General features: G+C 69.7%; 8 protein-coding genes and 1 riboswitch. Of the genes, 4 read left to right on the forward strand and 4 right to left on the reverse strand.

The window, feature by feature from the left end:
- Positions 1 to 234 precede the first annotated feature (234 nt).
- The gene (locus ACTIGN_RS29730) at positions 235 to 1461 is read left to right on the forward strand and encodes an acyltransferase family protein (RefSeq protein ID WP_439630756.1); all 1227 of its coding nucleotides are present in this window, start codon (positions 235 to 237) and stop codon (positions 1459 to 1461) included.
- Between the two features lie 92 nt (positions 1462 to 1553).
- Positions 1554 to 2378 carry an MlaE family ABC transporter permease gene (locus tag ACTIGN_RS29735; RefSeq protein WP_439630758.1) on the forward strand — a complete coding sequence of 275 codons (825 nt, stop codon included), beginning with the start codon at positions 1554 to 1556 and terminating at the stop codon, positions 2376 to 2378.
- Between the two features lie 208 nt (positions 2379 to 2586).
- On the opposite strand, the gene ACTIGN_RS29740 is transcribed toward ACTIGN_RS29735, so the two are convergent.
- Complete coding sequence (locus ACTIGN_RS29740; RefSeq protein ID WP_439630760.1) at positions 2587 to 3927, reverse strand: hypothetical protein; 1341 nt, start codon at positions 3925 to 3927, stop codon at positions 2587 to 2589.
- 145 nt (positions 3928 to 4072) lie between these two features.
- Between ACTIGN_RS29740 and ACTIGN_RS29745 the strand changes: the two genes are divergently transcribed.
- Positions 4073 to 4660, forward strand: a complete 588-nt coding sequence (locus ACTIGN_RS29745; protein ID WP_439630762.1) for a hypothetical protein — start codon at positions 4073 to 4075, stop codon at positions 4658 to 4660.
- Positions 4661 to 4765: 105 nt separating this feature from the next.
- On the opposite strand, the gene ACTIGN_RS29750 is transcribed toward ACTIGN_RS29745, so the two are convergent.
- Positions 4766 to 5980: a peptidylprolyl isomerase gene (locus ACTIGN_RS29750; RefSeq protein WP_439630764.1), complete on the reverse strand. Its 1215-nt coding sequence runs from the start codon at positions 5978 to 5980 to the stop codon at positions 4766 to 4768.
- Between the two features lie 178 nt (positions 5981 to 6158).
- The gene (gene mfd / locus ACTIGN_RS29755) at positions 6159 to 9587 is read right to left on the reverse strand and encodes a transcription-repair coupling factor (protein ID WP_439630766.1); all 3429 of its coding nucleotides are present in this window, start codon (positions 9585 to 9587) and stop codon (positions 6159 to 6161) included.
- Between the two features lie 441 nt (positions 9588 to 10028).
- Between mfd and ACTIGN_RS29760 the strand changes: the two genes are divergently transcribed.
- The gene (locus ACTIGN_RS29760) at positions 10029 to 10901 is read left to right on the forward strand and encodes an ABC transporter ATP-binding protein (protein ID WP_439630768.1); all 873 of its coding nucleotides are present in this window, start codon (positions 10029 to 10031) and stop codon (positions 10899 to 10901) included.
- A gap of 1020 nt (positions 10902 to 11921) precedes the next feature.
- Here ACTIGN_RS29760 and ahcY read toward each other — a convergent pair.
- Positions 11922 to 13343, reverse strand: coding sequence for an adenosylhomocysteinase (ahcY, locus tag ACTIGN_RS29765; protein WP_439630770.1), 1422 nt, complete (start codon positions 13341 to 13343; stop codon positions 11922 to 11924).
- Positions 13344 to 13360: 17 nt separating this feature from the next.
- Positions 13361 to 13449, reverse strand: a riboswitch (S-adenosyl-L-homocysteine riboswitch).
- Between the last annotated feature and the right edge of the window lie 218 nt (positions 13450 to 13667).

Below are 13667 nucleotides of genomic sequence, written 5' to 3' on the forward strand. Positions count from 1 at the left end.
CGGTGCGCGACTCTCACTTCTTCTTTCGCACTCGCGGTTCCGGACCTCGGGTGGGTGGCCTGGTGGGACACGTCGGGGATTTAAGTATCGACGTCGGGAATTCAAGAAGCGACTTTGCTTGTGTCGATAGGGGGTACGTCACTTAAACAGTTGGCCGAACTCAAGGGCCACACCCGCCCTGGGATGGGGTCCGCCCTCCGGGTCGCGTCCGAACATTGCCACGGAGGGCAACAGATGGCAGCCGCACCACGGCCCGACCTCCTCCCGTATCGGTCCGACGCCCCCTCGAACGAAGCGGTCGCTCCCGCTCCGGTCACCGGAGGGCCAGCGGGCTTCCGGCTCGGCTACCGGCGGTGGCTGGACGGGCTCCGCGGGATCGCGATCCTCATCACGCTCGGCGCCCACCTCGGGCTCTTCTGGGGCGGCTACCTCGGCGTCGACATCTTCTTCGTGCTCAGCGGGTTCCTGATCACCACCCTGATCGTCGAGGAGTGGCAGTCGGCCGGGGCGGTGAGCCTGAAGCGGTTCTACCTCCGCCGGTGCCTGCGGCTCCAGCCGGCCCTGTTCGCCCTGGTCGCCTTCGGCCTGGTGTACACCACCTGGTTCCGGCCCGACGAGGCGAAGGAGTTCCGGAAGGAAGCGGTGGTGGCGGCGTGCTACATCGCGAACTGGCCGAACATTCACATGCTCCCTCAGGAGACCCTGGGCCACACGTGGTCGCTGTCCGTCGAGGAGCAGTTCTACCTCGTGTGGCCGCTGCTCCTGTACGGCATGCTGCGTGCGGGCCTGACGACGCGCGAGGTCATGTGGGTGGCGCTGGGCGGCGCCCTCCTGTCCGCCGCGCTCCGGCTGCTGATCGTCTCGTTTTACGACCCGACCCACCCCGCCTACCTGGCCACCATCTACTGGCTCTACGCGGCCTCGCACACGCGGGCGGACGCGCTCTTAATCGGGTGCGCGGTGGGCCTGTTCGCCACGTCCGGCCTCATCCCCGCGGGCCGCTGGTTCCGGCACGTAACCGGGCTGGGGGCCGTGGCGTCGGCCGCGGGACTCGGGTACATGGTCTGGACCCTGCCGCTCGTCTCCCAGTCGCTGTACCAGGGGCTGTTCACCGCCGCCGCGGTGATGGTCGCCGTCATCCTGCTCCGCCTGCTCGCGGCCCCGTCGCTCGTGGGGACCTGGGTGCTTGGGGCGGCCCCGCTCGTGGCCATCGGCCGGCTGTCGTACAGTCTGTACCTGGTTCACATCCCGGTCCTCCGCTGGGTGCCCCACGGCCCGCTGGGCTGGTGGGCGCTGCGTGAAGTGTGCCTGATGCTCGCCGCGATTTTCGCCGCCGCACTCGTCTCGTACTTCCTCATCGAGCGGCCGTTCCTGAGGATCAAGCGGAGGTTCGAGAGCCGACCGCTGGTGCCGCAACTGGCCGCGGAACCGGTGCGGCCCCCGGCGCGGGCGGCGGCCTGAGTCCCGTCGCGCGGCCCGCGTCAGCGGGCCGCGCTCGGCCGCGGCCCCATACCCACTACCCTCCGGCTGTTCGTGCGGCTACAACCGCCTTCATGTCCTCCACCGAACCCGCACCCCGGTCCGTGCTCTCGCCGCTCGCCGAGTGGGTCGTCTCGCTCGGGGACTGGTCGCTGTTCGCCGCGCGCGCCTGCCGGGGCGTGGCCCAGCGCGCGTTCCGCGGCCGCGAGCTGCTCCGGGTCGCGTTCCAGGTGGGGTACTCCAGCGCCGGCGTGGTCGGCGTCACCGGGCTGTTCATCGGCATGGTGCTGGCGGTGCAGGCCTACGGGCAGTTCCACACGATCGGCCTCGAAACGTCGCTCGGGGCGATCATCCACATGTCGGTGGTGCGGGAACTCGGGCCGGTGCTCGCGGCCGTCATGCTCTCGGGCCGGGTCGGGTCGGCGATGGCCGCCGAACTCGCGACCATGCGGGTCACCGAGCAGCTCGACGCGCTGGCGTGCCTGGGCGTGGACCCGGTGAAGTACCTCGTGGCCCCGCGGCTCATCGCGTGCGTGCTGCTGACGCCGCTGCTGACGGTCCTCGCGGACCTGCTCGGCCTGGCGGGGAGCACGCTGATCTCGCTGTACGTCTACCAGATCGACAGCCACCACTACTGGCGGCACACGCAGGAGTTCGTGAAGGTGTGGGACGTGTGCACCGGGCTGGTGAAGGCGGTGATCTTCGGGGGCGTGCTGTCGCTGATCGCGTGCCACCGCGGGTTCCACGGGCGGGCCGGGGCCGAGGGCGTGGGCCGGGCCGCGACCGAGGCGTTCGTGTGGTCGTTCATCGCCATCCTCGTCATCGACCTGTTCCTGGCGATGTTCGCCAACACCCTCTACACGATGATCTGGCCGCCGGTGAACCCGCGGGTGGCGTAGCGGTTTTCAGCAGCAGAGGTCAGAGGACGGAGGACAGGAAGCAACAATCGGGCACGGGCACGGGCTGGGACACGGAGGAAAACGGGAAGACACGGGGACGGGACGGTCGCGGCCCGGTCCTCATCCGTGCCCGCGCCCGTGCCCGCGTGCGTGCCCGTGCCCGATTGTTGCTTCCTGTCCTCCGTCCTCTCCCGCCGAAGGCCAACGATCAGTGCGGCACCGGGACGGGCATCATGTTGTCGAACAGGCTCGGGCCGTTCAGCACCGGCTGGTGCCCGTCCCGGTCCTTGCTGAGGTTCAGCTTGATCGACGACAGCAGTTGCTTGGTCTGGAGCAGGGCCGGGTCGTTCGGGCCGTCGAACTGGCCGACAGTGACGATGCTCGCGGTGCGGGTGTGCAGCACGAACGCCTCGAACCCGTCGGCCGGGAGCCCCTTGTCCCGCATGTTCCGGAGCGCCTCGGCGAGCTTCTCGGCCTGCTCGGCCCCGGCCTTCAGCACGTCGGCCCCCTTGCCGGCCGACCCGACCGCCCGCATCAGCCCGGTCCCCGCGTCCTTGCTCACGATCTCGACCGGTGCGGTGAACGACTTGATGCCCAGGGTCCACCCCTTCTTCGCCCGGAGCAGGCTGTACGGCCGGCCCTCGTTTAGCTTCACGATGAACGGGTCGATCGGCTCGGCCGGGGCCGCGTCGGCGCGGGCGACCGTCGGGTTCGGCACCACGTGGGCCGTGAGGTACGGGTTCAGGTGCCCCTCTTCGAGAACGACCTTGCCGGCATTGTTGGCCCGCTGGATGACCGCGCCGTCCATCAGGTTCTTGTTCTTCGGCGCGGGCCACTTCCGGAGCGTGTCGAGCGCCTTGCGGGCCTCGGCGTCGGTCTTGAACCCGCCCACGAGCACCGCGATCTGGTCCTGGTAGTTCACGGTCTTGAAGTGGACCCGGTTGTCCGGGTCCAGGAACTCCATGCCCTGGAGCGCGGCCTGCTGCTTGTACTTTTCGAGCTGGGCGGTGAACACCCGGGCGCGCTCGCGGGCCGCGGCGATCGACGCCATCTCGGCCCTCCGCTCGGCCGACACGTACTCGTACAGCAGCGCCTGCACCTTGAACGAGTTGCGGATCTCGCTCGCCAGCTCCTCGGCCAGGGTGCGGGCCGACGGGCCGTTGTCCTGCGGGGTCGGGCGGCTCGGCCGCGAGTAGCTCTTCACCAGGATGAAGTACGCCCCGTGCTCGGGCGTGATCGCCCACGGGTGGTTCGCGCCGAGCGCCGAGCGGATCTCCACGTCGGCCGGGGGCGGCGCGCTGGGGGCCTCGACGGTGCCCCCCGCCTGCTGGATCGGGTTCGAGGGCACCGCGCCGACGCCGCCGGGCGGGGCGGGCAGCGCCGGGCGCGCGCCGGGCGGCGCCGCGGCGGGCCGCGACTGGACCGGGACCGGCGACACGGGCAGCGTGGGCGGGGCGGGCGTGCGGTCCGCGGCGAACTGGGCGCCGCCGGCCCCGGCCCCGGTCAACACCCCCGCGAGACCGAGACCGAACACGATCTTCCGGCGCATGGCCGCCCCTCCGTGCGTGGCGAAACGAAACTGATCCCTGCGTGTGGGCGGCTCATACCCGCGGTCCCGCGGCGGCACCAGTGGAATCGGCGGATTCGCTCACGTTTTCTGCCGCGGTGGCCGGGGCCGTTACACAATGAACGTCATGTGGGATTTGTTCGCGACACACGGGGCGGTCTGCGTCGGGCCTTGCGGGTGCTCCGCTGGGCCGCGGCCGCTCGCGGTCCTGCCCGGGTCTTTCAACCCGCTCCACCACGGGCACACGGCGCTGGCCGCGGCCGCCGCGAACCGCCTCGGCGTACCGGTCCACTTCGAATTGTCGGTCGCCAACGCCGACAAGCCCGAGCTCGCCCCCGAACTCGTCGAGGTGCGGGTGCGGCAGTTCGCGGCCGCCGGGCCGGTGTGGGTGACGCGCGCCGCAACGTTCGACAAGAAAGCCGAACTGTTCCCCGGCGCGGCGTTCGTCCTCGGGTGGGACACGGCCGTGCGGGTGATCGACCCGAAGTATTACGGCGGTGCCGAGGGGCGGGAGGTGGCGCTGCGGGGAATCGCGGACCGCGGGTGCCGGTTCGTGGTGGGCGGGCGGGTCGACGCCGCGGGCGCGTTCCGCGTGTGGGACGGGGGCGGGCTGGCCGACGAGTTCGGGGCGCTGTTCGTGCCGCTCACCGAGAGCGACTTCCGGGCCGACGTGTCGAGCACGCAGTTGCGATTGGAGAAGCGGACCCAGGGTTAGCACCCTGGGCCGCGCACTGTCGTCCCTCCGGGACTCCGAGCACTGAGCCCCCGGAGAGGGGCCGTCCGCAGCCCAGGGTGCGAACCCTGGGACTCGCGCCCGCGGTCACGGGTTGTCAATGAGCCGCACCGGCCCCTTGCGCCACAGCTCCTCGATGAGCTTCTGCTCCTCGACGTCGCGGTACTTCCGCATGAGCTTCTCGCGGACCTCGTTCTGCACCTTCACGTCGAACGGCCGCGGGCCGGCGTAATCGCGCTTCACCACCTTGATGATGTGATAGCCCACGGGCGTCGGGACCAGTTCGCCGACCTCGCCGGGCTTCAGCTTCCACACGACCGGCTCGACGTCCGGCGGGAGGATCTTGCCCCGCTCGATGCCGATGCCGACGCCGCCCTGGTTGCCCGAGAGCCCGTCGTCGTACTTCTTCGACAGCGCCGCGAAGTCGGCCCCGAGCGCCGCCTGCTGGAGCACCGTCTGGGCGTGGTCGAGGGCCGCCTTGTCCGACGCGTGCTTGCGGAAGCTGATGAAGATGTCGAGCCACAGCACCCGGTCCACGGTCTGGAACTCGTCGGGGTGCGTGTCGTAGTAGTCGCGGAGGTCGGCCAGCCCCGGGTTGCGGGCCTTGTCCTTGAGCGCGCTGCGGACGTACTCCGTGGCCATCGTCTGCCGCTCGAACTGCCGCTTCAGGACCGGGACCGTGAGCCCCTGCGAGTCGAGGTACTCCTTGAACACCTCTTCGGACGGGAAGTTCTTGCGGAGCCCGCGGATGGTGAAGTCGGCCGACTTGCCGGCGTAGTCCTTGATGTCGTCGATGAGCGCCGACTTGCCGCCCTTCTTGAGCTTCGTGTACATCTCGTCGAGGATCAACTCGCGGGCGATGATGCTCCGCAACTGGGCGGCGTACATCTCCTTTTCCTTCTCCTTGCGGGCCACCGGGTCGAGCCCGTTCAACTCGCTCATGCGCTGGCGGACCGCTTCCACGACCTCCTGGTCGGTGACGAGGCTCGACGCGCCGACGAGCGCCACGACCTTGACCTGCGGGACGCTCCCCTTGATCGGCTCGACGCCGCTGCCGGCGGCCGCGGCCCCCGAGTAAGCCGCCTTGGTGACGTCGGGCGCGACCGGAGCCCCCGAGACCGGCGCGCCGGGGACCGGGGCACCGGGCACGATCGGGGCGGGCGGCGGGGGCGGGGCGACGGGGGCGATCGGGGCCTGCCCGCGGGCCTTCAGCGCCGCGGACGTGCCGTCGGAGGTGCAGCCGAGGACAGCGGCGATCGCGGCGGCGAGAAACAGCCAACGAACCGGGTTCACGGCGCCCATGCCTGCCCCTTCACGGCGGAAACTACGTGCGGTCTGGACCGCGGGTATACCGCGTCGGGGATTTGGTGCAAGTGCGGAACCGCGGGGCGCGGCGTTGGGTACGGGCGAACCCTGAGCGCCAGCGAGGGGGTGCGCCTCACCCCCTCGCTGGCGCTCAGGGTTCGCCACAATCCCGGGCTCACTGCGTCTTCAGCACCGCGAGGAGCATCCGGTACAGGCCCTCGGGGGAGTCGTCGTCCTCGGGCCGGAGCCGCAGGTAGATGGTCTTCTCGTCCACGATCTTGAGCCGGCCCTTGCTCTGCGCCACCAGCCGCTTCGCCTGCTCGACGTTCCGGTACGCGAAGATCAGGTCGCGGGCGTCCCGGTGGACGCTCGACACCTGCCACCGCACGCACAGGAGCCGGATCTCGGTCGTCCGGAGCAGCCACTCGACGGCCTCGGGCGGCGGGCCGTACCGGTCGCGGAGCTCCTGGCGGAAGTCGTCGAGCTTCTTGAACTCGCGGAGCCGGGCCAGCCGCCGGTACACCTCGATGCGGAGCTTCTGGCCCGGGACGTAGTCCCGCGGGAGGTACGCGGGCCACGGGAGGTCGACGTTCACCTCGACGGCCTGCCGCGGGGGCTGGTGCTTCAGCGCCCGCACCGCGTTCTCCAGCAACTGGCAGTACAGCTCGTACCCGACGCTGGCGATGTGCCCGCTCTGCTCGGCCCCGAGGATGTTCCCGGCCCCGCGGATCTCGAGGTCGCGCATGGCGATCTTGAACCCCGAGCCGAGTTCGGTGAACTCCTCGATCGCCTTGAGCCGCCGCTGCGCCGTCGGGGACAGCATCTTGATCGGGTTCACGATCAGGTACGCGTACGCCCGGTTCTTCTGCCGCCCGACGCGGCCCCGGAGCTGGTGCAGGTCGGCCAGGCCGTAGATGTCGGCGTCGTCGATGAAGATGGTGTTCGCGTTCGGGATGTCCAGGCCGCTCTCGATGATCGTCGTCGCGACCAGGATGTCGGCGGCCTTGTGGACGAACGCGACCATCGCCTTCTCCAGCTCGTCGGCCGTCATCTGCCCGTGCCCGACGACCACCCTCGCCTCGGGCACGATGTACCGGATCTTGTCGGCGACCTCGTGAATGTCGTGGACCCGGTTGTGGACGAAGTACACCTGGCCGCCGCGGTTCAGCTCGCGGTTGATCGCGTGCTTGATGAGCTGATCGTCCCACCGGATGATCCGCGTCTCGACCGGCTGGCGCTCGGGCGGCGGGGTCTCCAGGTTCGAGATCTCGCGGATGCCCATGAGCGCGCCGTGCAGGGTCCGCGGGATCGGCGTCGCGGTCATCGTCAGGACGTGGACCGTCGCCCGCAGGTGCTTGAGCCGCTCCTTGTGCTCGACCCCGAACCGCTGCTCCTCGTCGATGATGACCAGGCCCAGGTCCTTGAACTTCACGTCCTTCGAGAGCAACCGGTGCGTGCCGACGACCACGTCGATCGCGCCGGCGGCGACCTGCTTGAGCGTCTCCCGCTGCTTCCCGGCCGGCTTGAACCGGTTGACCACGCCGACGCTGAACGGGTACTCGGCGAACCGCTGGGTGAACGTGCGGAAGTGCTGCTCGGCGAGGACCGTGGTGGGCACCAGGATGGCGACCTGCTTGCCGTTGTCGATGGTCTTAAACGCGGCCCGGATCGCGACCTCGGTCTTGCCGTACCCGACGTCGCCGCAGATGAGCCGGTCCATCGACTTGGGCTTCTCGATGTCCCCCTTCACCTCGCTGATGGCCGAGAGCTGGTCGGGCGTCTCCTGGTACGGGAACGCGGCCTCGAACTCGCGCTGCCAGTCGGAGTCGGTCGGGAACGCGAACCCGGGGACCGACTGCCGCACGGCCTGGACCTGGATCATGTCGGCGGCCATGTCGCGGACCGCCTCGGTCACCTTCTCCTTCTTGCGGCCCCACGCCGTGCCGCCGAGCTTCGACAGCTCCGGCTCGGCCTGCTGCCCGCCGACGTACTTCTGGACCAGGTCGATCCGCGTCGCCGGGACGTACAGGAACACCCCGTCGCGGAACTCCAGGATGAGGTTCTCCTCGGCGGGAGTCAGGAGTCGGGAATCCGGGGCCGGGTAGGGATCCTCGGCGTGCTCGTCGTCACTGACTCCGGGCTCCGGACTCCCGACTCCTTTGTCGAGCATCTTCATCCCGCGGAACCGGCCGATCCCGTGGGCGACGTGGACGACGTAGTCGCCCTCGTTCAGGTCGAGGAAGCTGTCGATGGCCCGCGACTCGACGCGGCGGCTCGACTTCCCGGCCGCGGCCTTCACCCCCGCCGGCAGCAGGTCCTTGTGGAAGATCTCGTGGCTGCCGACGACCACCACGCCGGCGGTCACCAGGCGGAACCCGGCCCGCACGTGCCCGGTCACCAGTTGCAGCCGGTCCGAGAGCGCGAGCTTGCCGGCCTTCAGCACGTCGGTGAGGCGGTGGACCTCGGCGTCGGACTGGCAGGCGATGAGCACCCGCTGCGTGCCGCCGGCGGCGACGGCGTCGAGTTCGTCGCGGACCCGCTGCACGTTCCCGCTGAACCGCTCGACCGACTCGACCCGCAGGTGCGCCGAGGCCTCGACGCTGGGCCGGGGCAGCGCCGAGACGGTCACGCTCGGGAGCCGCAGCAGGTTCGCGAACGCCGCGTCGGGCAGGAACAGGCCGGTCGGGTCGTCGATGCGGTCGAAGAAGTGCCGCGCCTGCTCCTTCAGGTCGCCGGGCTCGACGAGCGCGACCCACGAGTCCGCCGGGACGTAGTCGGTGAGGAACCCCTGCCGGGGGTCGGGGGCCCGGGACCGGGCGTCCTGCGTCCGGCGTCCGGCGTCCGCCGGTTTTCCGACGACTCCCGATCCCGGACCCCCGACCCCCGCGTCGGCCGCGAGCAGCGTCACCGCCGGGCGCTTGTCGAGGCTCCGCTGGCTCCCCGCGGCGAACGTGCGGACCGACTCCAGTTCGTCGCCGAAGAACTCGAGCCGGACCGGGTCGGCGGTGTCGGGCGAGAACACGTCGAGGATGCCGCCGCGCTTGGCGAACTCGCCGGGGTACTCGACCGCGTCCACCCGCTTGTACCCGCTGGCGACGAGCCACTCGGCCAGCTCGGTCGGCTCGACCACCTCGCCGGCGACGAGCTTCCGCCCGCGGGCCGCGAGGTCGGCGCGCTCCGGGACCGGCTGGCACAGGGCCGCCATCGTCGTGACGACCAGCTTCGGCGGGGCGGTGGAGAGTTGCTGGAGCAGGCGGAGCCGCGACGCCGTGATCGGGTCGAGCTTCCCCTTACTGGTGCCGGCCGGCCACGTCTCCCACGCCTCGAACACGGCCGGGGCGAGCCCCGAGAAGCTGCGGAGGTCCTCGACCCACGGCGACACGTCGGCCGGGTTCGCCACCACGACCAGGAGCGTGCCGGGCGCGTCGGCAGCGAGGGCCGCGAGCGCGAGGGCCGCCGACGAGCCCCACGCGCCGTCGATGGTGCCGCTGCGGCCGGCGGCCAGCGCCGCGCGCAGCCCGTCCCAGCCCTCGCTCTCGGGGACGAACGTGCCCAGGGCGCGCAACCCGGCCCCGGCCGGGCCACCGACCACCGCAACGGTCATCGCGGTTCCTCCGTCAACCACAATTCCTCCCAGCCATTATTACGGAGGCGGCCCGGTCCTCAATAGTCAGCAGGTCCGATCGAACCCTCCGAACCCGCGAACCCCTCAGATCGCGCGCCCCCGGCACAACCCGATCAGGCCGGTACGATTCTCGAAATGCCCGACCCGAGACCGAACATTTACTGTTGGGGTTAGTCGGGAACTGCGCTAATTTCACCTGGAGAGGGTTGCCAAACTCGCACATATGTCGCATTAGTAACGGGGTTGCCGGTTACCTGTGCAGCTTTGGGACACCATTGACCCCGCGAACCGCGGCGGTTTTGATGGACTCCCACTGGACCGCCCCCGACTGACGACGCACCCGAAAGGAGAACCGCCTCGCCAACCGCCACCCCTCCCCACCGCACACATTTGAAGCCGCACTTATGGAGATACCCCACGATGTGTCGTCTCGCTCGCCTGTTCGGGCGGCAGCCCGCGAAGCCGGCTGCGCCCGCGGCTCAGGCCCCCGGAGTCCTTCGGCGCGGGAACGCCGCACTTAGCGGGGCCGACCTGATCCGCTCGTTCGGCACCGGGGAGACCAAGTCGTACGCCCTCAAGGGGGTGTCCGTCGAGTTCCGCAAGGGCGACCTCAACCTGCTGATGGGGCCGAGCGGGTCCGGGAAGTCGACGCTGCTGGCGGTGCTGTCGGGCCTCCTGCGGCCGGACAACGGGGCCGTCGGGGCCCTCGGCCGCGACGTGTGGCGCATGAGCGAGACGCAGATGGAGCGGTTCCGGCTCCAGCACTGTTCGTACATCTTTCAGGGCTACAACCTCTTCCCGGCCCTCACCGCCCGCGAGCAACTCGAGATCGTCCTGAAGTGGGGCGAGGGGTGCTCGCCGCGCGAGGCCCGGCACCGCGCCGACCAGGTGCTCGGCCAGCTCGGGCTGGCGAACAAGGCGCACCTGCGGCCGGCCGAGATGTCCGGCGGCGAGAAGCAGCGAGTCGCCATCGGCCGGGCGCTGGTCAAGAACCCGACGCTCGTGTTCGCCGACGAGCCGACCGCGGCCCTCGACTGGGACAACGGCCAGCAGGTCATCAAGCTCCTCACCGAGAACGCCCGCGAGCGCGGCGCGATGGTGCTGGTCGTCACGCACGACCCCCGGCTCGTGCAGTTCGCCGACAAGGTGATGGAACTCGAGGACGGCCAGCTCACGCAGGACGGGCCGCCGGCCGAGGCGATGAGCCGCCACGACGTCCACGAGTTCACCCCGCCGCCCGTGAAGAAGGGGCCGCGGCTCCGCCTCCACGCCCCGACAGTGACCGTGCCTTGACCCCGGTGGGGCAGACATTCTTGTCTGCCTCTTTCGGTGGGCTGGAGGCAGGCAAGAATGCCTGCCCCACCAACTCAATATCAGGACCACCGGACGGAGCCCTGGCGATCCCGCGGATCGAGCTCACGTCTGTGCGGCGAGTTGGGGGAGGGGTCTCCGCAATCGACGCCGACTCTTCGCGAACGATGCCAACTCTTCGCACACGCGGCCAACTCTTCGCGAACGAGGGCGAGAGCCTCGCACACGACCCCCGACTCTTCGCACACGAGGGGGAGAGCTTCGCGAAGACGCCGGACACTCCGCAAGAGCCGCTCGCGCCGGGCGCGAATCCGGACCTCGACTGTTCCGCAGCCGACCCACCGAAACCCACGTCTGATATCAGATCCGGGTGATCGGTATCTCTTCTGTAGCCGGCCTCTGTGAGGCCGGGCGTCTGGGACTCGCACAGGCCCGGCCTCACAGAGGCCGGCTACCGTGAGCCATCAACCAGACTCGGTATCACGCCGCTCGCGGGTCGCCGGCCCGGAATCGGGGTCTTGTCCGCGAGCCCTCAGTTTCAACGACGCGAGCCGGGGTTGCCCCCGGCTCGTTCGCGTTCCCGCGGCGCTTACTTCAAGACCTGGACCGCGGAGGGCTCACGGCACCGCCGGGTGAACCCCACCGGGGTGCGGTGCGGAACCACGACTGGCGGGGTTGCTCCAGACCGCACCGCACCCCGCTGGAACAGCCCTCCCCGGGTCGCACGACAGACCATACGCTCGGGCTACGCAACATCGCCCTGGTGCAGGGCACCGAGCTAAACGGTCCGCGGGAACGAGACTCACGGTAACCGGCCCCTCCCGCGAGGGCAAGGGGCCGTCACAGCATTGCACCAGGCCCGGTTGTACCGTGGCGGTCCGAGCCCGAGCGCCAAGCGAGGGTCCACGCTCACCCCTCGCTCGGCGCTCGGGCTCGGGCTCGGACCGGAACCGCTCTCGACGCCCGCGGGTCCCGATCACCCCGAACCTGGTATCAAACGACTCAATACCGGTAGTGGTCGCTCTTGTACGGGCCTTCCTTCGGGACGTGGATGTACGCGGCCTGCTCCGGCGTCAGCTCGGTGAGCTGGACGTTGAGCTTCTTGAGCTGCAACCGGGCGACGTGCTCGTCGAGCTTCTTCGGCAGGACGTACACCCCGACCGGGTACTTGGCGTTGTGCTGCCAGAGTTCGATCTGCGCGAGGGTCTGGTTCGCGAACGACGAACTCATCACGTACGACGGGTGCCCGGTGCCGCACCCGAGGTTCACCAGCCGGCCCTTGGCGAGCAGGATGATCCGCTTGCCGTCCGGGAAGATCACGTGGTCGACCTGCGGCTTAATCTCCTCCCAGCGGTAGTCCTCGAGCGACGCGACGTCGATCTCGTTGTCGAAGTGGCCGATGTTGCACACGATGGCGTTGTTCTTCATCGCCTTCATGTGGTCGTGCGTGATGACCCGGAAGTTGCCGGTGGTCGTCACGAAGATGTCGGCCTTGTCGGCGGCGTACTCCATCGTCACGACGCGGTAGCCTTCCATCGCGGCCTGGAGCGCGCAGATCGGGTCGACCTCGGTGACCCACACCTGCGCCGACAGGGCGCGCAGCGCCTGGGCCGAGCCCTTGCCCACGTCGCCGTAGCCCGCGACGACGGCGACCTTGCCCGCGATCATCACGTCGGTGGCCCGCTTGATGCCGTCGACCAGCGACTCGCGGCACCCGTACAGGTTGTCGAACTTCGACTTGGTGACCGAGTCGTTGACGTTGATGGCGGGGAACTTCAGCTCGCCGCGCTTGTGCATCTGGTACAGGCGGTGGACGCCGGTGGTGGTCTCCTCGGTCACGCCCTTCACGGCCGCGAGCCGCTCCGAGTACCAGCCCGGCTGTGCCGCGACCCGCTTCTTGATCGCGGCGTAGAGGATGCGTTCCTCCTCGCTGCCGGGCTTGTCGAGGACGTGGATGTCCTTCTCGGCACGCGCCCCGAGGTGGAGGAGCAGCGTCGCGTCGCCACCGTCGTCGAGGATCATGTTCGTGAACCCGCCGTCGGCCCACTCGAAGATCCGGTGCGTGTAGTCCCAGTACTCGGCGAGCGACTCGCCCTTGTACGCGAACACGGGGATGCCGGCGGCGGCGATGGCGGCGGCGGCGTGGTCCTGGGTGCTGAAGATGTTGCACGACGCCCAGCGGACCTCGGCCCCGAGCGCCTGGAGCGTCTCGATGAGCACGGCCGTCTGGATGGTCATGTGGAGCGAGCCGGTGACCCGCGCGCCCTTGAGCGGCTGGCGGGCGGCGTACTCCTCGCGGATCGCCATGAGGCCCGGCATCTCGGTTTCGGCGATGGCGATCTCGCGGCGGCCCCAGGGGGCGAGCGAGATGTCGGCGACGTGGTAGTCGGTGAAGGCGGCGGTCTTTTGTGCAACGGTAGCCACGTTCAAAGTCTCCTGACAAAGAACGGGCGCCGTTGCACGGTTGTAGTCCACCTCCGCGAGCCTGGCAAGTACGCCTCTGCGTCCCGTTGCAGCGCCCCTCGAAGAGGTGGGGTGGTTCGGTTATCGGTTCAAGGCACGGCCTCGTCGGGCGAGCAAACTAGTCCCCTTATTGATAGCAATGCGGGCGGACCGGAGGCAAGCGCCCGCCCGGGAATTATGCCCCGGGCCGGCCGCACCGGTGCAATGTGAGTTTGCAATTGAGATCCGCAAGAGGTGGTTGGCGGGCCGCCACGGAGGGCGGCCCCTACCAGACATCGGCCTTTG

Source organism: Gemmata sp. (assembly GCF_051859125.1).
In the GTDB taxonomy this organism is placed as follows: domain Bacteria; phylum Planctomycetota; class Planctomycetia; order Gemmatales; family Gemmataceae; genus Gemmata.

Coding starts and splice junctions, on each gene's coding strand:
- ACTIGN_RS29760 (WP_439630768.1), top strand. CDS start 10,029: ATGTGTCGTCTCGCTCGCCTGTTCGGGCGGCAGCCCGCGAAGCCGGCT.
- ACTIGN_RS29740 (WP_439630760.1), bottom strand. CDS start 3,927: ATGCGCCGGAAGATCGTGTTCGGTCTCGGTCTCGCGGGGGTGTTGACC.
- ACTIGN_RS29730 (WP_439630756.1), top strand. CDS start 235: ATGGCAGCCGCACCACGGCCCGACCTCCTCCCGTATCGGTCCGACGCC.
- mfd (WP_439630766.1), bottom strand. CDS start 9,587: ATGACCGTTGCGGTGGTCGGTGGCCCGGCCGGGGCCGGGTTGCGCGCC.
- ACTIGN_RS29745 (WP_439630762.1), top strand. CDS start 4,073: ATGTGGGATTTGTTCGCGACACACGGGGCGGTCTGCGTCGGGCCTTGC.
- ACTIGN_RS29735 (WP_439630758.1), top strand. CDS start 1,554: ATGTCCTCCACCGAACCCGCACCCCGGTCCGTGCTCTCGCCGCTCGCC.
- ACTIGN_RS29750 (WP_439630764.1), bottom strand. CDS start 5,980: ATGGGCGCCGTGAACCCGGTTCGTTGGCTGTTTCTCGCCGCCGCGATC.